Here is a 20,824-nt window from a genome sequence, read left to right on the forward strand (position 1 = left end):
CCGGCCGTCGCGGAGACAGACGGCCGAGGGGCGACCGGCGGCGCTGAAGCCGCCTCGTCGAACCCGAACACCTGCCCCCACAGCCAGACTCCGGCAACCAGTCCGGCAATCATCCAGGCGCTCATGCGTTTGGAACCCTTGCCCGCCGGATTACGGCGGATGTGCGCTCGTACCCGGTGATAGCCGTCCGGCACCTGCCCCATAGCGTCCCCTCACGCTCATGCGGGCCGCAGCGCAGCCCGTCACTGAGATGGGTCTATCAGCCGCCACTGACAGAAACTGATGGATCATCACCCGCCGTCGCTTTGAACCGGCCAGGGCAACGCACGACATGCCGCCGGGACTGATGCAGTGCCGTGACCTGGGGAGACACGGCTCTGCGGAGCCGGAGTTCGGCATCGCCAGAGCATTGCGCGCCATGAGTAGGCGCTGCCGAACTGCAGGTATGCATGATTAAAAGGATTTAGCAGTGTATCGACAATTGACTCAATGAAGTCGTCCCCGGTCAGGGCATGCGGACTGTGCTCATCCCGTCGCCGCTCCGCGTCTTCCAGATCGCTCAGCAGCGCGGCTGCTGTCTCGGGCTGCGGCTGCGGCTCCATCAGTTCGCGGCCGGCGGCCAACGCGCTCTGGATGCGATCCGCAGTGCTTGCTCCCAAGTGCGCAAACATGTATAGAAGTTGGCTGGCACGTCGGCGCCTGATGCGACCGGTTGTGTGACCGTGGACCTGGACTGCGTTTTGGTGATCGCGCACTCCGACAAGGAAGACGCGGTTGCGACCTGGAAGAAAACCTTCGGCCATCACCCGCTGATGAGCTTCGTCGACCACGGGACGGGCGGGTCCGGCTAGCCGGTGGCCGGTCTACTCAGGCCCGGAAACGCTGGCAGCAACACCGCCGCCGATCACATCACGGCCACCCAACTGTCCCTCGCCCAGCTGCCCAAGTCCTATCGTCGCGGGCGCCGGACGCTGATCCGCACCGACTCCGCGGGCGGCACCCACGAGTTCGTGGCCTGGCTCACGAAACACGGACGGTGGTTGTCGTATTCGGTCGGCATGACCATCACCGACGCAATTCACCAGGCCGTACTCACGGTGCCGCTCGCGGCATGGACGCCGGCCGTCGAGCCAGACGGAGAGATCCGCGACGGGGCCTGGGTCGCCGAACTCACCAGCAGCATGCTCGACGGCTGGCCGAAGGGCATGCGGCTGATCGTCCGGAAGGAACGACCGCCCCTCGGCGCCCGGTTGAGGATCACGGATGCCGACGGCATGCGGATCACGTGCTTCGCCAGCAACACCACCAGCCGCCCCATCGCCGACCTCGAACTCCGCCACCGCCAGCGGGCACGGGCCGAGGACCGCGTCCGGGCTGCCCGCGCGACCGGCCTGAGGGACCTGCCCCTGCACGACACCGCTCAGAACAGGGTCTGGCTGGAGATCGTCCAGATCGCACTCGACCTGCTGGCCTGGATGCCGATGCTTGCGCTGAACGACCAGGCACGGCTCTGGGAGCCCCACCGCCTGTTCAGCCCCGCCCGCCAGCTCGTCACCACCGGCCGCCGCCGGATCCTCCGCCTCGCCCACCACTGACCCTGGGCCCATGTCGTCACCAGCGCCCTCGGACGGATCGACCATCTGCCCAACCCAGTCTGACCAGTAGTTTTCCCGTCCCTGCGAGCAGCACCACGTCTCCGGAGCAGTGGAACTCCGCGCCCGCCCGACACGTCAGCCGGGCCACCGGCCTGCCCGCCAATAGCCACGGAACGCGAAACGGTCCGCCGACTACGTCGGCAGGACCGTCACGAAAGATCGAGGCTTATGCGTCGTTCCGGATCCACGAACCTGTCTCGCACGTCCACGCACGTCCCGTCTCCAGCAGAGAATCCGCCACAGCCCCCGACAACCGCTCACCCGGACTCCGCGAATCCGGCACGAACTTTTGGAAGCCGACGCCGTGCGGCAGCACCAGAACCGGGCAATCGCCCTTCGGCACCTCGACCGTGTTTCGACGAGCTTGTCGGAAGTCGGCCGCGCAGGGATGCCTACCGGGAGGCGCTGGGCGTGGCGGAACACCAGCGTCTGGTCATGGTCAGTTCCACCTGGGGACCGACGTCGGTACTGGGACGCCTCCCCGATCTTCTCCCGCGTCTGCTCGCGCAGCTGCCCTGTGACGAGTACCGGGTCGGCGCGATCATCCACCCCAATGTGTGGTCGGCCCACGGGGCGTGGCAGATCCGCACCCTGTACGCCGCCGCCCTGGACGCGGGGCTGCTCCTGATGCCGGCCGTGCACGCGTGGCGGCCCGCGCTCGTCGCCGCGGACGTCCTCGTGGGCGATCACGGCTCGGTGACGCTGTACGGGGCATCGTCGGGTATGCCACTGTTGCTGGCTTCGTTCGGCGGTGATGCGGTGCCCGGGACGGCCGTCCACGAGCTGGCGGCGGTTGCGCCCCGGCTCGATCCACGCGGGGACCTGCTGCGGCAGGTGGACGATGTCGTGCGCGGGCACCCGCCGCAGCGCTACGCCAGGGTCGCGGATCGGGCTTTCGCCGAGCCGGGACATGCGCTCGCCCGGTTGCGTGCTGTCCTCTGCCGCCTGCTGAAGCTCGCTGAGCCCGCTTCCCCGCCACCGTCTGCGCTGATGCTGCCGATTACGGATCCGCCCCTCTCACCGGTCACCTCCTGGCAGGCGACCACGGTCGTTACCGAGGAAGGCGAGGAGGTCAGCGTCTCTCTGTCCCGTTTCCCGGCTGCCGTCTGCGGGTTCGACGAGGCTCGCCCGGTCCCGCCGGGATCCTTCACCCACCTGGCATGTACGAGCGAGGAGCGCGACCGGCGGCTGGCCGAGAGCGCCTCGGTGCTCGTGCGCAGCCGCCGTGCGGCGACCCCGGTCGAGGCACTGCGCTGGATCCGGAGCACGCTCGCCCAACTGCCCGGAAGCCTCATCGCGGCCTCGGCCGTGCGCCAGGGCGTCTGTCTGGTCGGGCTCCGGGACGGCCGGGTGGTCGAGGCTTCCGCCACGGGCCCGGCCGGGGATCCGGGCCTGTCGGCCACGGTCGTCTACGCGTGTCTGCGCGCGGGGCATCCGCTGGACGGCAGCCGGGTGACGCTGCGGGTCGGTGGTGTGCGGGACGAGGACGTTGTCCTGCGTCTTCGTCCCGCGCTGCCGGCCCGGTAGCCCCGGGCCTGCCACCCCTTCCCCCTCTGTCCGGGCCGGAATTCAGCGGCCGAGACCGTCCAGCCGCTGCCGCAGGCTCTCCGCCGTGTGGCTCCCGGCCGCCTCGTAGATCTCGACGGCCCGGGTCAGGCACTCGTGCACCAGGTCCTCGCGGCCTGCGGTCCGTTGTGCGATGTCGGCGAGCTGCACCAGGGCCTGCGCCTCATAGTGCGTCGCCCCCACCTCCTTCAGAGTCCGGGCCGCCTCGCGCAGGTCGCCGATCGCCTCTTCACTCTGGCCGAGATGGTCACGTGCCCCGCCGATGGCGGCCCGTACCCTGGCTGCCATCCGCCGGTCCGGCTCCTCACGGGACTCCAGGTCCTGCAGCGCCCGGCGCAGGGTGGCCAACGCCTGAGTGTGATCGCCCTGGGCGTTCTGGGCGCATCCGAGGAAGAATGCGGCGATGGCTGCTCCACGCGCCTCCCCGGCGCTCTCGTTGAGTTCCAGGGACCGCTGATACGCCTCGACTGCGCCGGAGGGCTCGAAGAGATCCCGGTAGCGGCCGAGGAATTCCTGCACGGAGGCGCGCAGGACGAGATGGCCGGACGTCTCGGCAAGAACAACAGCCTGCTCCAGCTCGGCTTCCGCGCGGTCGTTCTCGCCGAGGTCCAGCAACGGGCGCGACAGCAGGCTGCGCAGCCGCGCCTCGGCCGCTGTGTCCGCCGACGCCGCAGCGGCCTCGGCCCCCAGTTCCAGCGACTCCTTCCACGTCCCCAGGTAGCGGCGGTACAGGAAGAGGACCGTGAACGCCTCTGCCAGTTGCCAGACCAGGGTGTGCAGCCCGTGCCGGGCAGCCATGCGCAGCACGGCCAGGACTGCGCCGCGCTCGGTGTCCAGCCACTCCAGAGCAGACGGACCGCCGGGGGCGCAGAAGGGGTCGTCCACGTCCCGCAGGACGGCCGACAGGTCGGCGATGCGCAGCCTCTCCCGCCTGAGTGCCCGGTCTGCGAAGGCGGTGAGCGCAAGGTAGTGCGTGCCCACCCGGCCGATGAGCGCCTCCTGTTCGCTCTCCTGTTCCTCGTCCACCGCGCGCTCCCGGGCGTGCAGGCGCACCAGATCGTGCATCCGGTAGCGGCCGTCGCCCCATGCCTCCACCAGGCTCGCCTTCGCAAGGACGCCCAGCAGGCGTTTGGCGCGCGGTGTGTCGAGGTCGGCTGCGACCGCGGCCACGCCGGCGTCGAAGACGCCGACCGGCAGCCATCCGAGCAGGCGGTAGAGCCGGGCGGCGTCAGTCGGCAGCAGTCGGTAGGAGGGACCCAGAACAGCGGACACCGAGGACTCCTCACCGTCCAGTGCCATACCGGCCAGCCGGCTGGCCTCGTCATCAAGTTCGGCGGCCAGTTCGGTCATGCTCAGACTGTCGTCGGTGACCAGACGCGCCGCCACGACCTGCAGTGCCACCGGCAGACCGCCGCACAGCTCCACCAGGCGCTGTGCCGCCTGCGGTTCGGCCGTGACCGTCTCCGGGCCGCAGCGGTCCTTCAGCAGCGCCAGTCCGCCGTGCGCGTCCAGCGGCTTGACGGAGATCAACCGGGCTCCGTCCAAGGCCAGTTCACCGAGTCGGCCCCGGCCGGTGACCAGGACGGCGCTGCCCGGCCCCTTGGGAATCAGCGCACGCACGTGCGCGGGCTGGTTAACGTCGTCCAGGACGAGGAGGATGCGCAGGCCAGCCGAGCGGGAGCGGAACAGGTTGGTCCGCTCCGCGAGCGAACTCGGAATGTCGCTGTCGCTTCCCGGCAGCGATCTCAGGCACATGGCCAGTGCCTCGGAGACGTCCGCACCGGCGCCGGCCGGCGGTGAGGACTGGGTGCGCAGGGCGGCGAAGTCGACATACAGCTGCCCGTCCGGGAACCGCGCCCGGGCCCGTTCCGCCCACCGCCAGGCCATGGTCGTCTTGCCGACTCCAGGCAGTCCGTCCAGTACGCCGACACGGACGGGCCCGAGGCCGCCTTCTTGCGTGCCGAGGGTCTGGTCTAGCACCGCGAGTTCGGCCGTGCGGTTGCTGAACGGGACCATGGTGAGAGGCACTTGGTCAGGCAGAGCGTGAGGCCCCGGTCCGGACGGGGCGGGCTGGACGTTGAACGTAATGCCGCCGTGGATGTGCGAACCCTGGAAGGCCGGACCGTAGTTGACCCCACCGCTCACGAGGCTGACGAACGTGCGTGAGGCGTCGGGCGCCAGCTCGGACAGCAGGCCGGCCAGTTCCTGTGCCGCTCCAGGATCCTCCCGGAAGATCTCCTCCAGCCGCTGCTGCCACCGAGCCTGGAGGTCCGCCCGGGCGCTCACGTCACCCGATACCTGCGCGCTACCCAACTCCGCGCTCGACGCCTGCAGTTCCTCCTCGGCGTTCTCCCCCGCGGCCCGCCGTCCGAAGAACCGGCTCAGTGCACCCTTCGCCCGCTCCCACGACTCCGAAACCATCAGAGCCACCAGCGTCGTCGCCCCCGACGCCGCAAGCGCCGCCAACTCGGCTTCCACACAGCCCCCTTCACACCGTCCATCCCCACCGGGGACAAACACCCACCGTAGAGAGATCTTGGTTGCATGGGCAATCCGGCACCGGCATCGCCGCCACGGCAATTGCCACCGATCGGGCAATCAGCGTGAGACACGCACAGATCAGCTCATCCTTTTGTCCTGGTGGCGACGACAACTCCGGCCCCGGAAGAACCCTTGGTTGTCCGACTGGACGTGCCTAACTCATGGCCTCCCCCTCACCCGTCCTGTCGGTTCTTCCGGTCGGTGCGCGGCACCGCGCCGGACAATTCGGCCGCTGCCAGGGCGAGATGGTGCAGTGCCCTCGCCTCCCTCGTGGCGGCTGCCGCACGTGCGGCTGACGACAACGGCACGCTCCAGCGACTCGGCGCCCTCCCGCGGCTGGCCTCTGCGCAGGTAGCCTCGCCGAGGCAGTTCAGTGCCATGGCCGTGTCCAGGTGCAGGCCCAGGTCGTCCAGTGTGGCAAGCGCGGTCTTCAAATGCCCGATGGCGGCGTCGAACTGGCGCAGCTCCACCTCGGTCAGGCCCGATGCCGCGCAGTGTGATGGCGACGTTACGGCGGGCGCCGCTGCGTGTGTAGTAGGCCAGTGCCGTGCCGAACTCCCGCAGGCCTCGAAGGTGTTCGCCCCGGTAGAAGTGCACCCAGGCTCGGTTGCCGACGGCGTTGGCCGCACCGTGTTCGTCGCCGATGCCGTGGAAGATGCGGTGGGCGCGTTCGTAGTGCGCGGCGGCACCGTCGAGGTCACCGGTCTCGATCAGGGCCAGGCCGAGATTGTTCGCGGTGACCGCCTCGGCTTGCAGTCGTCCAGTGGCCAGGTGGCGGCTGACCTGTGCTTGGCGCATTCCCACGCCGCAGCGAGATCGGCCTGTGTCTCCCCCGTCAGCTGCATGAGTGCACTAGCTGCGGCCCTCACTCGTTCGCCCGACGACAGCACCATGGTGTTCACCCCACTGTTGCAAGTCACCGGGGTGTCCGTGCGGCGTTGTGTTCGGGCCGTGCCTGGTGTGTCGTGACGGGTTCCGTCAGCGGGGCCGCCAGGTGCGGATTTCGAGGTGGAGGATGTGGGCGTCCGGTTGGATACGGCCGGTATCCACGAGCCATTGGTGGACAGCGGCAGTGACGTCGCCTCCGGCGGCGTCGACGCGGCGGGCGAAGTCGGCGGCGTTGAAGCCGCCGGTCTGGGCGGAGCCGTAGGAGCGTTCCTCGGTGTGGTCGGCGCGCTGGATGACGTCGCGGCGGATGCCGGGTGAGTCGGTGCGGCTGCCGGAGGGGTGGAGGTAGGCGGTCTTGGCCAGGCGGACGGTGAAGGCCAGGCGCAGGCCTCGGCGGGCGGCTTCGGCGATCAGGGGGCGCAGGCGGGCGGAGCCGGAGGCGATCGCCTGGGCGGCGACGCGGCCGGTGCCGGAGCCGGTCGGGGTGATGAGGACGGCTTTGCCTCGGACCCGGGCGCGGGCGCCTGAGGCGGTGGTGCGCCGCTGGGTGTGGCGGGCGGCGATCGCGGCGAGTTCGGGCAGGTCGGTGATACCGCCGGTCTCAACGGCGGTGAGGACTTCACGCAGGGCGGTGGCGAAGGCTGCGCCTTTGTTCCTGGTGTAGAACTGCGAGACCAGGGAGGGGTCTCGGTCGATGATGCGGGCGATGTCGCGTTTGGTGTAGCCGGCTTGTTGGAGCCGGTCGGCGAGTTGCGCGGCTTCGTTCAGCTCGGCCTGGCTGGTGGGGCGGTCACGGCGGGCGCGGGGCGGCATCAGGTCTCCTGCCCGGCGGAGGTGAGGGCGGCTCGTCCGGTGTCCCGCAGGGTGAGGAGTTCTTCCTCGGTGGTGGGGGCAGCCAGGGGGCCGGTGAGGTGGCCGCGCAGGAGGTAGTCGCCGGGCTGATGGTGGTGGGGCCAGTTCTGGGGTTCGGTGAGGTAGAGGGCGTCGGTGCGGAAGGCGACGACGGTGCCGGGGGGGGTGTGCAGGGCTCCGGCGTAGGTGTCGTCGTCTCGGTGGTACTGGCTCAGCAGGGCGGCACGGGCGCCGGACCAGATGGTCGCGGCCCATTCGGGGTGGGCGTTGGGATCACGGGCGAACCCGGTGGCCCGCTGCCAGGTGATCAGCTCGTCGTCGAAGCCGATGATTTCCGCGTCCGGCGGTACATCCCGCTCCAGGGTGCGGGGGGTGGTGCCGGTGACCATGCGGGGGCGCTGGGCGAACGAGCCGATGCCGTACAGCAGGATGGCGCGCACGGCGCGCGAGGCCAGGTGAGCGGCGCGGGCCTGGCGTTCATCGCCCTGGTAGTGGGCCTGGGCGGAGAGGTTGGTCCAGGTGTCTTTGAGTTTCTTGGCCCAGTCGGCAAGGGGTTTGTCCGCTTCCCAGAGGATCCCGTCGATGATTTCGATCTTCCAGGGCTGGATCGGGTTGTTGAGTGCCGTGTGGATCTCGGGTCCGCCGGCCCAGGTGGTGAAGGTGCTGCCCGGTGCGCTCGGGTAGTGCCAGGCGCGCTCTCCGGGGGCGGGGGCGGGCAGGATTCCGACGTGGTTCCAGCCGTCGGGGACGGTGACCCGTACGTGCCAGTGGCCGCAGCCGTAAAGGGCGTTGGTCTGTTCCTGCGTCGTCCAGGAGGCGAAGGTGCGGCTGGTGATGCGGCGGGGTGTGCCGACGGGCGACTTCCAGGTGTGTTTGGCGTAGGCGAAGGTGCGGTCGTATTCGACGAGTTGAGGCAGTTGCCCGGGCACGTGCGGCGGAGTGATGAGTTCGTTGCGGCCCTGGCCCGCGGTGGCGTGCAGCAGGCCGCGCAGTTCTTCCGACAGCACGGGATAGCCGTCGGCGTACTTTCCGCGCTGGGGGATGGTGCGGGTCCACAGGTCACGGCCGGTCTGTGAGGGCGAGCCCATGATCACGGCGTCGGGCCAGCGGCGGCGCAGTTCCTGCCACAGGAGCAGGAAGGCGTCGCGGACCGTGGCGGGGTCGTCGCCGTCCGCCAGGTCGAACCACTCCCCCACGGAGCGGATTTCGACGCGGTGGTCGCCGCCCTCGCGCTGGTAGCGGCCGACCGGGTTGCGGGCGTGGACGAAGTGCCCTGCCAGGCGGTCCTTGCCGTGGCCGGTGTCGGTGCGCCAGCCGGGCATGGGGGCGTTCAGCCAGGCGGCGACCGCGTCACGCAGGTAGGGGTAGCGGTCGGCGTCGCGGTGCCAGGGGTCACCGGCGGTGATGTAGATCCGCTCCACGCTGTCGGGGACGGTGTGGAAGACGGCCGTCAGGAGGGCTGCGGCGGACCGGTCGCCGAGATCGAGGCGGGTGGTGTGGTCGCGGTGGACCAGCACGCCGGTGGTGGCGTCCAGGAAGACGGTGGCGCGAGGCCGTTGCACGAAGGGCGGGCGTTGGGAGACCAGTCCGGGGGCGTGGGTGAACCAGCGGTCATCTGTGCTGTCGCCGGGCAGGGATGGCAGGGCGCGGGGGTTGCCGTCTGCGGTGAGGGATGCCTGGGCCTGCCTGGCGTCCGCCGGTGCGACATGAGGCTGCGCCGCGGGCGCGGGGTCCTGTGCCACGGCATGGGTGTGCGGCCCGGAGGAGGGGGCGGTGGTAAGACTGTCGGGGGCGAGCTGGGGGGCGATGGTCACGACCTCGGCCACGCTGATTCCGGCGGCGGGCGCGATCCGGTCGGCCTTGGCCTTGTTGTAGCTGGCGAGTGCGGTGATGGTGTTGGAGCGTTCCGTCTCGAGTCTGGCCAGGGCTGCCGCGGTCTTCTTGATGTTCTCGCGCAGGGTGCGCAGTTCGGCCAGGCCGGTGTTGTAGCTCTGTGCGTCCATCACGGTTCCTCGGGCAGCCGGCGGGTCGCAGGCCTTGTGGTGTGGGTGGTGACGTAGGCGACGGCTCCGCCGGAGTGTGATTCCAGGCGGGTGGCGAGCAGCAGTTCGGCGAGGGTGCGGTCGCTCTTCACCCGGGAGGTCAGTTCAGTTGCGGGGGCGGCCAGGTCGGTGACGTATCCGGCCAGCCGTGCGTCGGGGAAGGCGAAGCGGCCTTGCGTGTTGCGTTCGAAGGGGTCCAGGCCGGTCAGGACGGCGACCACGTACCCGGACAGGGTCACTGGCAGCACTCCGGCGGCGGCGATGCTGGTTGCGTCGCACCGCCACCAGCCTTTCAGGCTGTTGAGGAGGCGGTCTGGGCCCAGGTGAGGTGCGTAGCCGATCCACTGCCGGCCGTCGTCGACCGGGCGTGCCGCGTCGACGCGCAGCACGGCGAGTTCGGTGGCGTGCAGGTGGTGGAGGGGGGCGTGGGAACGTTCTTGCAGGGCCTGGACGACGGGCAGGGGCGTCATGACGCGGACGCCTCGGCGGGACAGGCCGGGCAGGACGCCCGCGTTGATGAGGCGGCGGTAGGTGGTGACGGCGCAGCCTAGTTCCTCGGCTGCCTGTCCCGTGGTCAGCAGCACTGCTGCCTCCTCGGGATGCGGGTGCCTGCCGTGCCTGAACGGTATCGGCTCCCTCACCAGGATGCAAGCCTGATCAGATATCTGATCAGGCTTGTCGCTGGGGCGGTGTGTCCGGGGATGCCGGCCAGCGTCAGAACTCCGGTGTGCGGGCCTTGTCGGCGGCAGGGCCCTGTGCGCCGATGACGCTCAGACGCTTGTTGATGGCTCTCTCACTGCGGCCGAACTCCCGGCTCATCTCCTCGGCTGTGGCGCCCTGGGCGCAGCGCTGGGCGAGCTGCTTCTCCTCGGCCTCCGTCCATCCCTCGTGGGAGCGGCTGTGGGTCTTGCGGCGTTCCTCGAGGGTGGGGCCATGGGTCTGCTTCGGCACGGGCGCGGGCCGGGCGGCGGGCAACGGCGGGGCCGGGCGGGGGGTGAGACCGAGGCGAGCGAGCTGGTGATGGATGGCCAGCGGACTACGCCCGAACTCCCGGCCCAGTGCGGCGAAGTCGCGTTCATGACGGTATCTCTCGGCCAGGTGGGCGCTGTCTTCGTCGGTCCACGGCTCGCCGCGCCGCGGGGCCGCAGGGGCGGGGGGCTCCGAGCCTGTGGCGGGGACGGAGGCGGCGGCTTGTGCCGGGGTGGCGTGGGCCGCGGCACCGAGCAGCCGGGCCAGGCCGTCGAGGTGGGCGGTGTCGATGTCCCCGCACAGTTCTCCTTCGATGTCGCCGGCGAGGGTGCTGACGGTGAGGGTGGCGGCGAGACGGCCGTCGTCGTGGCGGGTGGCGGTCAGGAGGTAACGGCGGCCGTGGTCGGTCGCGGCCAGCTCCAGGTACGGCTCGGGAGTGTTGTCGCGGTCGGGCGGGTTCGGCACGGTGCGGCTGCTGCCGACGGGCGTGGCCAGGAGGGCGTGCACGTGCCAGGAGGCCGTAAAGGTGCCGCCGCTGTCTAGCTGGTAGGCGACAGGGCCGGGGTCCAGGTCGGTGACGGCGAGCAGGACGTTGAGGGTCTGCCCCGCGAAGGGGCTGGCTGCCTCGGGAGTACCGGGCACCGGGAGATAGGTGAGGGTGCCGTACCCGGGGTCTGCGACGAGGGGGGTGTCGAGGTCGCCGTGCCAGTGGCCGGCGGTGTCCTGGAAGGCGTAGATGAGGGCCATGGGCGTGGTGTCTTTCGCATCGGCGGGCGGCCCGGGTCACGGGCGCCGGGGTGTGCGGCTGGCGGCCTGGCGCGGACGCCCCGCTGTTGGGAGGGGTGCTCAGTAGTGGAACTGGACGAGGTGGAGGTCGCTGATGGCGACAGCGGCCTGCTGCTGGTCGGTGGGCAGGGCGCGGAAGAAGTAGGCCTCGCCCATGCCGTCGGCCAGGATGCCGCGCAGTTCGTCCTCGTCCGCGTTGCGGTGGCGGGCCTCGAAGAGCGTCCGGGCGTGGACGGTGGGCAGGTCTTCGATCAGCGAGCGCAGGCGGGGGTCGCAGAACTCGCCACAGCTGGTGGTGTAGGTGAAGCGGGCGTGCAGTTGGACGGTGACGGAGCCGCCGTGGTGCAGGATCTGCTGGTGGGCGCGGCGCCTGACATCTGGCTGCCAGGCGCGGTAGATCTCCCGCTCGATGAGGGCCTGCTGGGCGGGGGTGAGGCCGCTGGTGTCTCCTGCGGCCCACCGGGTGACCGCATCCGGGAAGGCGAACAGCCGGGGTGCCAGCTCTGCGGCGCCCTGGCGGCGCAGCAGATGACGCACGCGCGCGGCGGGCCGGACCGGGGGGCGGCTGGTCCAGTGGCGGGCGTCGGCGAGGTCCAGGGCCTCGGCGACCGACGTGCTGTGGTGGGGCACGGTGCGGGGGTCCTCCTGCCGGGTTGGGGGCGCGTTGCCCCGGCCGGGTGGTGGTCGTTGTCCGGACAGCGGGGCGGGACCGAGCCACGCGGGGGCGCCGAGGGTGAAGTGAGGGGCGGGGCGCGGTGGGTGTGCTGGTGGCGAAACCGGTGGATTTGTCGGCGGTGCGGGGAGAGGCGGCGAGTTCGTTCGTCGTCCGGCTGGCTGCCGCCAACGGCATCCAGCCGGCTGGTGTCCTTGACGATCTGAGGGTCCGGGGACATCACGCACTGGATCCGCGCACGAGCGAGGTACTGCTGAGCAGTCAGGGGATCGGGCTGCTGGCGGTGCTGGCCGGCCGGGACGAGGCGCACCTGCGCCGGACCCTGCCCACCGCCGCTGCGGGGCCGGTTTCCTCGCGGGCGCGGCCGGCGCGCGTCGGCCCGTGGCCTGCGGGCTGGACGGTGCTGGCGGAGTGCTCGGGATGCACGGCCCGCCGCAGCGATGGACTGCCGCCGGTGTGGCTGGCCGTGCGCGCGTCCTGGCAGGTGTGTGTGCGCCACGGGCAGTGGCTGCAGGGCGCCGACCGGGCGCAGCACATCAGTCTTGCGGGGCTGGAGGAGGTGGTGGAGGCGCATCGGCGCCGGATGCGGCTGGAGCAGCGGGTGGGCCCGTACGCGCGGGCCCTGCTGGCCGACGCCCTGCAGGTGGCCGGGTTTTGGTGGCGGTGCCGGCAGATGGGCTCGGACACGGTGTGGGCCCGACGGGAGCGGGCACTGGGCCTGGCGCGCCGGCCGCAGGCCCTGCCGCTGGTGGTCTACCCGGAGGCGGTCACGGTGGCGGAGGCGATGGCCGTGCACGAGCGGCAGCGGTGCTGGGGCCGGGACTTCGACAACGGTGCGCCCGGCTGGGTGTCGCGGCGCTGGATCACGTGGGTCGGTGAGCGGCTGGGCATGACCGAGCAGATGGAGCACGGCGGCTACCGGGCGCTGCGGAGCTGGACGATGAATCACCGCGTCGCCGCCCCGGTGGCGGCCCGCCTCGCGCAGACGGCTCCGCCGCCGGGTTACCGCTCGGGTCAGATGCAGCCGCTGGAGCCGCACCGGCCGCTGTCCGAGACGCTGGAGGACTCCTCCTGCCTGCCCTGGAGGCTGGACGGGCCGGTGACCAGTCTGCCGTGAGGAGCGCGGCGGCCGTTGGGGCGGTGCGGGGCGGCCGGTCCGGGCGGGCGCGGGCGCCGTCACCATGGGACGGCGGTGTCGGTCAGCGCCTGTGCGGGGTTGTGGTCCTGGCGGCAGTGCTCGAGGAACCAGTCCATGGTGCGGACGGCGACCGGCCGGACGTGGCCGGGCGAGATGCCGACCCGGAATCCGCAGTCGGCCTCGCCGGTGATCTCCAAGATGCTGGGGGTCCGGGTGGCGTAGAGGATGTGGCCCGCGTGGACGGCCAGCGGGAAATGTCCCGTGCGGGCGGTCTGGCACAGCTTGCGGTGCACGTTGGCGCGGGTGTTGGCGGTCACTGCGGCCAGCAGGTCGGGGCGCCAGCTGGGGTCGGGCGGGCTCGTCCAGGGCAGGGCGGGGTGGTGGTCGGGGCCGACGGGCTGGGCGGCCAGCCGGGCGAGGCCGCCGTCGGCGGAGGCGTGCACGGCGCGCAGCAGGGACACGCCTGCCGGATCACCGTGGGGCAGATCGTGCAGGGCGGTCTCGAACGCCTGCGGGGTCATCTGGGCGGTGATGCCCAGTCGTTCCAGCGCGGTGAGGTGGGCTTTGCGGAAGCGGTCGTACCAGGGGTTGAGGTAGGGCCCGGGCGGGCTGGCGCGCCGCAGCCAGCCCTTGACGGGCCGGATGGTGACGCCGCGTTCCAGGGCGTAGGCGACCGCCGGGGTGGGGTGCCAGGCCAGGCCTTCGGTGGGGAAGGGGGATGGCAGTTGGGGGTGTTGCGGACGGACGGGGGGCAGGGCGACCAGCCAGCTGCCGGGGGTTTTGCGGTCGAAAGGAGGTTCATCGACCTCGCAGGCCGGACCGTCGGCGACACGGATGTTGTTGCAGTCGGCGACGTAGGGCAGGTTGACGGCCAGGCAGACCACGTATGCGCACTCGGCTTCGGCAGGGGCGGGGGTGCGCCACCAGTTGAGGTCTTCGACGGCGAGGCTGTCGGCGGCCGCCCGGCCCGCAGCGAGATGGTGGCCGGCCGGTGCCTCGCACGGTGCGGGCTCGACGCACTCGGTCAGTGCGCCCGGTGCGCCCGGGCACGGCAGGGCCCCGGAGGCGGGGTGCCGGCGCGCCGGCGGACGCAGGTCGCTCATCAGCCGGTGGCCGCAGTCTCCGGGCGTGCCCAGCGGGGTGCGCAGCAGGCTCGTGTACTGGCCCAGCAGGCTGGCCAGTTGGGCCGCGTCGAGGGTCTCGGGCAGCTTCCACGCGTCGCGGTACAGGGCGCCCCAGGCGGTGACGGCCAGGTGGATGCCGTCGCGGTGGGGGTCTTGGTTGCTGGGGTGGAGGGTGGACCAGGGGCCGAGTCCGTGGGTGTCGGTCTGCCAGCCGATCGCCCGCAGCTGCCGCAGCAGGGGGTGGTCGCTGCGCGGATGCCGCTGTGCCCAGGCGGGCGGGGTGAGCGGCAGGGCCAGGCGGGCGGTGGCCGCCTCGGTCAGGACGAGCAGCGGGCCGGTGTCCAGCCCGGCCCCGGGTTTGACGGCGGGCGTGCCCAGGCCCGCGGTGACGGCCCAGGACAGCAGCTCGGTGCAGTTGTCGGCGGCGAGAGGGCGGCGGTGGCCGTCGGGATAATGGGCGGCGAGTGTCTGCCCGCCGTCGGTGTCGATCACGGCGAGGGGGCCCGCGCTGGTGCGGCGTCCTGCGGTGGGATAGTCCAGGCGCGCGGCAGGAATAGCCGGCGGGAAGACCGCTGCGGGCTGCGTGGGAGCCGGCTGGGCTGGTACGGAGGCCGTCGGCGGTGAGGCGGGGTGTGGGGCGGGGGCGGGGCACCGGGTGCCCAGATGCTGGGGTTTGCCGCCGACGCGCTGGCCGGTGGGCTGCCGGCAGCGCCGGCACGGCTGGTCGGTGCCGGCCTGGGACGGGATCTCGCGGTGGATGGCTCCCAGGGCGGGCCAGTCCGGTGCGGTGGTGTCCGCATAGGCGGGCGCGGGAGTCTGCGTGAGCCGTGCGTGCAGCCCCGCCAGCAGGTTTCGGTAGACGTCGGCGTTGTGGCCGCGCGGGGTGGTGGTGCCGTTCTCCCAGTCCCGGACGGTGGTCTCGGTGACCGAGCAGGCGTCGGCCGCCTGGTGCAGGGACAGGTCGGATTGCCGCCGCAGCCTGCGCCGTTCGTCGGGGGCGGGCAGGTCGCGCGGTGCGGCGGCGGGCAACAGCGCGTTTGTGGGAATGGGTTCGTACACGGCTTGTCCCAACTCCTCGGGTGGTGGGGGCAGATGGCGGCGCGGGGGCTGTTGCCGGCGGGAGCGCTTGGCAGCGGAGCATGCCAGGGCCCGAACACGGCGCGTGGGCCCGCATGAACGTTCTGCCGCCGAGTGTGACGATCTGACCTGTGCCGATGTGCCGTGATTCGAACTCGTTCGGGTGAGGCGCGCGTCGGCGGTCGCCTCACGCCCCCTGCCGGTCCCGCCCCACGCGGCCGACGCCGTGCCGCGCACCGGCCCGGCCGGCGCGGCAGGTGGTTCGTTCACACGATCGAGCGAGGCGCGCGCCGGATTCCCGCGCCTCGCTCGTTCGAGCGTGTTCGAGCCGGTTCGCTTCCCTGGCGGAGGCTCGGGCCGTCACCGTGTTCGACACCGCCCGGATCGATCACACGGGCGACGTCCATGTTTTCGCGATGCGTGAAAAGGGGTGTGCTGTGCGGGATGTGGTGTGGGCCGAGTTCCATTCCCCGGCCGGGCGGCTGGTGCGGCGGCCGGTGAGCCAGCTGCTGCGGGAGGCGTTGGAGGAGCGGGAGCCGGTGTGGAAGCCGGTGCAGTACCGGGGCAAGCAGGCGATCGCGACCTGGTGGCGGCCGGCCGGGGCTGCCCGTCATGCCGGCTGCGCGACGTTGGAGGCGCTGGCTGCGGCCCGCGCGCTGGAGTTCGATCCCGAGGTGGCCACCTTCACCGCGTGGCCGGTGCGGTTGAGCTGGGCGGACGGCGGCGGCACCCATGTGCCGGACTTCTTCGCGCGGCTGGCCGACGGGCGTGCCCGCCTCGTGGTGCGCGCTCCGGGCGGCACGGCGAGCGGCGACTGGCCAGAGGTGCTCCCGCTGCTGGATGCCGCCGGGCGCCAAGCCGGCTGGCAGGTACGGGTGCACACCCCGGCGGACACGTCGGTGGCGGAGGCGGAGAACCGGCGGCGTCTGTCCCGCTACCGGCATGCGCGTCTGGCGGATGCCGAGGCGGCCCGGCTGCTGCACGCCGCGTTCGCCACACCGAGACCCCTCACCGAGGGGGTGGCGGCCACCGGCCTGCCGGAACTTTCCGCCCTGGCGCAGGCTCATCACTTGATCTGGAAGCAGGATCTGCGCATCGACTGGAACCTGCCGTTCGTGCCGGCCCGGTCGCTGGTGTGGACGTCCACGGCATCCCGGGCAATGGCGTGATGGCCGCGCCGCGTGTGCCGGCTGCACGGCAGGGCTCTGTGACGGTGGGGAACGCGGTGCGCTGGCGCGGCAGCAGCTACCTGGTCGCTGCCCTGCAGGGCAGCAGCGTGCATCTGCTCAGCCACGGCGCCGACGGCGAGGACGCCGTCGTCCTGCTCGATGCGCTGCTCGGCGCGCCGGACTTCGCCCGGCTCGCCTCCCCCGACGACAGCACGGACGGCCCGGCAGTGCCGGCACGGGAGGGCCTGGCGAGTGCGGCCCTGCTGGAGGGACTGTCGCCGAAGGCGCGGGAGGAGGCCGAGTTCTGGCTGGACCACGTACTGGAGGTGCACACCGGTCTGCCCGGTTTCGCTGCGCCCGGCTGCGAGCCCCGTCCCGGGTACGACCCGGCGCGTACGACGCTGCGTGAACGGTACGCGCTCAAGGCTGCCGAACTGCAGGCCGCGCACCACCAGGTGTCGGCGGCGACGGTGGAGCGCAAGCGGCTGGCCTGGCTGGCCGAGGGGGTGTGGGGGCTGGTCGACAAACGCAGACTGCGGGCGCCCGGCAGCCGCGGCCGCGTCGACGAGCGGGTCGTGCGGCTGCTGCGGCAGGTGTACGGCCGGCTGAAGAAGAAGTCCACCGGAACCAAGTCACGGCTGTTCGAGCTGCTCAGGAGGGCCTGCGTGAAGAAGTTCAAGAAGAGGGAGGCCGGGCGGCTGCTGCCGTCACGGGCCACGTTCTACCGGCTGCTGAAGCGTCTGGGGATCGCGTGCGGCAGCGGCAAGGACACCGTCCGGCAACGGGAAAGCGACGCCGGCCGCCCGCAGCCGCCGTTCACGCGGGCCATGGCGATCGCGCCGGGTGAGCAGGTGCAGATCGACACCACCCAGCTCGATGTGCTGGCCCTCGACGAAACGGGCCGGGCCGTCTCCGTCGAGCTGACCGCAGCCATCGACGTCGCCACCCGGTCGATCCTGGCGGCGGTCATCCGGCCCAAGTCCAGCGGCACCAAGACCGGTCCCGACAGCCGCCGTCACGGCGGCCGCGCGACCAAGGCCGTCGACGCGCTGCTGCTGCTGGCCCAGATGTGCACGCCGCAGCCGGTGCGGCCGGGCTGGTCGCGCAGGGCCCGCGCCGAGGGCTCGGGGCTGCCGTATGCGCAGCTGGTTCAGGCCGATGAGCGCATGCGGGACGCGGCGGCCCGGCCGGTGATCGTGCCGGACATGATCGTCATGGACAACGGGAAGGTGTTCGCCGGGCGGGCCTTCATGGACGCGTGCGCCTATCTCGGGATCTCGGTACGTCCGGCCTGCTACCACTCCCCCACCCACAAGGCGATCATCGAGCGGACCTTCGGATCGGTGAAAAGCCTCTTCAGCCAGTTCCTCACCGGCTACACCGGCCGGGACTTCACCCACCGCGGCAAGAAGGTCGCATCCGAACGGCTGTGGCGCCTGGACCAGCTCAACGACCTGCTGCAGGAGTGGATCGCCACCGGCTGGCAGCAGCGCCCGCACCAGGAACTGCGCAACCCGTTCCTGCCGTCCATGGCGCCGCGCACGCCCAACCAGATGTTCGCCGCGCACGTGGCCAGCAGCGGCTACGCACCCCTGCGGCTGACCGCAGAGGACCGGCTGCGGCTGCTGCCGACCGCATGGGTGCGCGTCACCGACGCGGGCATCCGGCTGCACCAGCGCACCTACGACAGCCGGGCGCTGAACGGCTACCGGGGCGCCGCCTCCGGCTGGCCGGGCAAGAAAGAGCGCTGGCCGGTGCGCTACCACCCGCACCAGCCCGAAAAGGTATGGCTGCAGGATCACCGCACCGGCACCTGGGCGGAGGCCGACTTCATCCACCAGCGGGTGATCGGCGACGAGTGGAGTGAGCACGTCTGGGACCAGGCCACCGCCGTCCACCTCGCCGAGGGCGGCAGCGCCAAGGACCAGCGTGCCATCGCCCGCGTCGTACGCTCCCTGCTGGAACGCGCCGGCCGCGGCCCCGCCCGCACCGCCGAGCCCGCGCCAGTGCCCCTGGACCGCGGCCCGCAGGTGGGTCCCACGCCGCGCCCCAACCCCTACGCGGGCATCCCCACCCCCGTCTTCGGGAGTATTCCGGCCCTGCCCAGCATGGACGTCGACCCGAGGCGTCTGTCCCTGCCCGCCGCCCACGACCCGGCCGGCCAGGACGTGCCCGGCAGCAGCCTGTACGGCGAGAGCGCTTAGAACCCGTCCACCCCTTCCTCGCCGGGGCGGGTGCGAACCCGCCCGCCCCGGCAGCTTCTCTGACGATCGAAGAAGGCTTCGACATGACCCTTTCTCCCCCTGCTGCCGGCGACGGCGAGCGGCCTGAACGGCCCACCGTCCGCGCCGGCTGGCAGTCCTACGTCCACCGCATCGTCGTACCGCCCGAGCTGGGCGACCTCCCGCCCGCGGACACTCCTGCCGACACTGGGGATGCGCGGCTGCGCTATCACGCCACGATGCGCACGGTGCAAACACCCGCGTTGAAGAAGGCCGTCGTCCTTGCCAGGCGGCTGTGGCTGGCCAGCGGCTCGCGCAGCGAGGGCCCCCTGCATCTGGCTGTCGACGGCCCCGGCGAGACCGGGATGACGACCGTGCTGCGGCAGGTCGGCCGCGTCTTCGAAGGCATCGTCAGCGACCAGTTGCCCGCCGACCGCACCCGGATCCCGGTCATCCACATCAACGTGCCCCTGTCCCCGGCCAGCAAGCTGGACTGGTCCATCCCCTTCGCCGACTTCGTCGGCCACCAGCACACCAAAGATCCCGAAAGCGGCCAGCGCAGCACCGACATGACCGGTCCCGTCTGCCATGTCATGAAGACCCGCGGCACCCGCCTGGTCCTCGTCGACGGCATCGACCGGCTGGAGAACTCCGAGCTGAAGACGGCCTTCGACTACTTCAGCTACCTCGCCGACGAGTTCGGTGTCTCCTTCGTCTACTGCGGTCCCGGCGCCCGGGACGTCGCCAACACCGCCCGCCGCGGCAAACGGGCCGAGGCACCAGCCGGCGGAGCAGGCGGCATCCCCGCCCTCGCGGTCAACCCGATCCCCTACAGCCCCGACGCCTACGACATCTGGCACGAGGTCATCAAGTTCTTCGACCAGGACCTGCGCCTGCACCGGCACAGCCCCGGCGACCTCCTGGCCCTCGCCGCGCATCTGCACGAACGCACCGGCGGCTACATGAAGCCGCTGTCCTACCTGATCTGCCAGGCAGCCCAGGAAGCCATCGAGACCGGCACCGAAGCCGTCACCAAGGAACTCCTCGACAACCAGCTGATCGGACGCTTGGCAGACGATCCGATTCTGCAGATCTGACACGCAACTCCTCAGATCATCCGCTCGTTGCACCCCATGTCACCGACGGGCCGCTGCCGACATCGCGACATGCACCGACAGACACGCGCCGCCAAGCGCCTGCTCCGCCGAGAGCCCTCCTGCCACCACCCCCTGAAAGAGCTTCTTCCCCGTGGCCAAACGCAAAGCCAAAGCCGCCCGTCCCCGCCTGGTACCCGCCATCGTGGTAGCGGACGTGACCGAGATCGGCACCTCGCCCGGCGTCCTCGTGATCAGGACCGGTCCCCTCACCAAGACGCCCAAGGTCATCACCGTGCCCGCCGAGATGATCGATACGTTCGTGTCGAAAATGCAGAAGGCTGCCTGTGCGGCGGAAGAGGACTACTGGGGCCTTCTGCCCGCCTTCCGTGCCGGGGCCGCCACTGACGACACCGCCGAACTGACGCGAGCCAAGGACAAGTGGATCCTTTCCCAGCCCTGGCGGCAGGAAATGCAGCAGGCACTGGGCAACCACCACAGCCGCCTGTTCTTCATGGACTACGCGGGACACGTCGGCGTCGTCGCAGCTGCACCCTACGTAGCCGCTCCTCATCTGCTGATCTTCGATCCGTTGCAACTTCACCGGCTGGCTCCTGCGGTCCGGCGAGCCGCCGCCCAGGCATGGCACAGCCTGCCGGCCGCCGTGGCCGACCCGACCCAACGGCTCACAGCGGCGCAGCACGAGTGGGCTTCGGTTCCCTGGCCGCGCACCCCGGTCACCCTGCCCACCCAGCAGCAGGCGGACAAGGTCATCACGGGGCTGCGCACCGAATTCCTACGCCGGGCCCCGCTCCTGAAGGAGTACTGAGCGCTCCCGGACAGCCGCCCGCTCTGCGCTCGCACGTTGCGGCAGCACGCAGACGAACGGCGCAGCCCCCCATCGGCGTCGATCCGTCGAGGGACTGCGGCCCCTCAGCCCCGGGCCAAACGGCGGACCCGTCCCTCTCATCTCTCTTTCCTCTTTGCCCGCCCGTGCGGCACGCCGCACCGGCGGCGCGCCCCGCCCC

The 20,824-nt window shown here is 71.4% G+C and carries 15 protein-coding genes and 1 pseudogene; 8 read left to right on the forward strand and 8 right to left on the reverse strand.

Annotated features, from left to right (window positions below; all coding sequences use genetic code 11):
* Positions 1 to 608: 608 nt before the first annotated feature.
* Both PYR72_RS00255 and PYR72_RS00260 read left to right on the forward strand, forming a co-directional pair.
* Positions 609 to 1,592 (forward strand): annotated as a pseudogene (locus PYR72_RS00255) (IS1380 family transposase); the annotation flags it as partial.
* Between the two features lie 498 nt (positions 1,593 to 2,090).
* Positions 2,091 to 3,182, forward strand: a complete 1,092-nt coding sequence (locus PYR72_RS00260) for a hypothetical protein (RefSeq protein WP_275453234.1) — start codon at positions 2,091 to 2,093, stop codon at positions 3,180 to 3,182.
* Positions 3,183 to 3,224: 42 nt separating this feature from the next.
* Here PYR72_RS00260 and PYR72_RS00265 read toward each other — a convergent pair whose 3' ends face one another.
* Both PYR72_RS00265 and PYR72_RS00270 read right to left on the reverse strand, forming a co-directional pair.
* Entirely contained in the window at positions 3,225 to 5,642 is a 2,418-nt protein-coding gene (locus PYR72_RS00265; RefSeq protein ID WP_275453235.1) for a tetratricopeptide repeat protein, read from the reverse strand.
* Between the two features lie 293 nt (positions 5,643 to 5,935).
* A complete protein-coding gene (locus tag PYR72_RS00270) occupies positions 5,936 to 6,232 on the reverse strand; it encodes a hypothetical protein (RefSeq protein ID WP_275453236.1) in 297 nt (98 codons plus the stop codon).
* A 103-nt stretch (positions 6,233 to 6,335) separates the two neighbouring features.
* Between PYR72_RS00270 and PYR72_RS00275 the strand changes: the two genes are divergently transcribed.
* Complete coding sequence (locus PYR72_RS00275; RefSeq protein ID WP_275453237.1) at positions 6,336 to 6,731, forward strand: hypothetical protein; 396 nt, start codon at positions 6,336 to 6,338, stop codon at positions 6,729 to 6,731.
* A 9-nt stretch (positions 6,732 to 6,740) separates the two neighbouring features.
* Here the strand turns inward: PYR72_RS00275 and PYR72_RS00280 are convergent, their stop codons facing one another.
* From PYR72_RS00280 to PYR72_RS00300, 5 genes are all read right to left on the reverse strand, one after another.
* Complete coding sequence (locus PYR72_RS00280) at positions 6,741 to 7,463, reverse strand: helix-turn-helix domain containing protein (protein ID WP_275453238.1); 723 nt, start codon at positions 7,461 to 7,463, stop codon at positions 6,741 to 6,743.
* The gene (locus tag PYR72_RS00285) at positions 7,463 to 9,505 is read right to left on the reverse strand and encodes a hypothetical protein (protein WP_275453239.1); all 2,043 of its coding nucleotides are present in this window, start codon (positions 9,503 to 9,505) and stop codon (positions 7,463 to 7,465) included. The genes PYR72_RS00280 and PYR72_RS00285 overlap by 1 nt, the downstream gene beginning before the upstream one ends.
* Positions 9,505 to 10,128: a DNA-binding protein gene (locus tag PYR72_RS00290; RefSeq protein ID WP_275453240.1), complete on the reverse strand. Its 624-nt coding sequence runs from the start codon at positions 10,126 to 10,128 to the stop codon at positions 9,505 to 9,507. The genes PYR72_RS00285 and PYR72_RS00290 overlap by 1 nt, the downstream gene beginning before the upstream one ends.
* A gap of 130 nt (positions 10,129 to 10,258) precedes the next feature.
* Positions 10,259 to 11,260, reverse strand: a complete 1,002-nt coding sequence (locus PYR72_RS00295; RefSeq protein WP_275453241.1) for a hypothetical protein — start codon at positions 11,258 to 11,260, stop codon at positions 10,259 to 10,261.
* 99 nt (positions 11,261 to 11,359) lie between these two features.
* Positions 11,360 to 11,929 carry a hypothetical protein gene (locus PYR72_RS00300; protein WP_275453242.1) on the reverse strand — a complete coding sequence of 190 codons (570 nt, stop codon included), beginning with the start codon at positions 11,927 to 11,929 and terminating at the stop codon, positions 11,360 to 11,362.
* 125 nt (positions 11,930 to 12,054) lie between these two features.
* Between PYR72_RS00300 and PYR72_RS00305 the strand changes: the two genes are divergently transcribed.
* The gene (locus PYR72_RS00305; RefSeq protein ID WP_275453243.1) at positions 12,055 to 13,089 is read left to right on the forward strand and encodes a TniQ family protein; all 1,035 of its coding nucleotides are present in this window, start codon (positions 12,055 to 12,057) and stop codon (positions 13,087 to 13,089) included.
* 59 nt (positions 13,090 to 13,148) lie between these two features.
* Here PYR72_RS00305 and PYR72_RS00310 read toward each other — a convergent pair whose 3' ends face one another.
* Positions 13,149 to 15,293 (reverse strand): helix-turn-helix transcriptional regulator, encoded by a 2,145-nt coding sequence (locus PYR72_RS00310; protein ID WP_275453244.1) that lies wholly within the window; start codon positions 15,291 to 15,293, stop codon positions 13,149 to 13,151.
* A 383-nt stretch (positions 15,294 to 15,676) separates the two neighbouring features.
* On the opposite strand from PYR72_RS00310, the gene PYR72_RS00315 reads away from it, so the two are divergent.
* The 4 genes from PYR72_RS00315 (at position 15,677) to PYR72_RS00330 (ending at position 20,625) form a co-directional block, all read left to right on the forward strand.
* The gene (locus PYR72_RS00315; protein WP_275453245.1) at positions 15,677 to 16,480 is read left to right on the forward strand and encodes a TnsA-like heteromeric transposase endonuclease subunit; all 804 of its coding nucleotides are present in this window, start codon (positions 15,677 to 15,679) and stop codon (positions 16,478 to 16,480) included.
* Positions 16,481 to 16,524: 44 nt separating this feature from the next.
* A complete protein-coding gene (locus PYR72_RS00320) occupies positions 16,525 to 18,684 on the forward strand; it encodes a Mu transposase C-terminal domain-containing protein (RefSeq protein ID WP_275453246.1) in 2,160 nt (719 codons plus the stop codon).
* 83 nt (positions 18,685 to 18,767) lie between these two features.
* Positions 18,768 to 19,799 (forward strand): AAA family ATPase, encoded by a 1,032-nt coding sequence (locus PYR72_RS00325; protein WP_275453247.1) that lies wholly within the window; start codon positions 18,768 to 18,770, stop codon positions 19,797 to 19,799.
* A 151-nt stretch (positions 19,800 to 19,950) separates the two neighbouring features.
* Positions 19,951 to 20,625 carry a hypothetical protein gene (locus PYR72_RS00330; protein ID WP_275453248.1) on the forward strand — a complete coding sequence of 225 codons (675 nt, stop codon included), beginning with the start codon at positions 19,951 to 19,953 and terminating at the stop codon, positions 20,623 to 20,625.
* Positions 20,626 to 20,824 lie beyond the last annotated feature (199 nt).

The sequence above is a fragment of the Streptomyces sp. VNUA24 genome (assembly GCF_029167005.1).
In the GTDB taxonomy this organism is placed as follows: domain Bacteria; phylum Actinomycetota; class Actinomycetes; order Streptomycetales; family Streptomycetaceae; genus Streptomyces; species Streptomyces scabiei.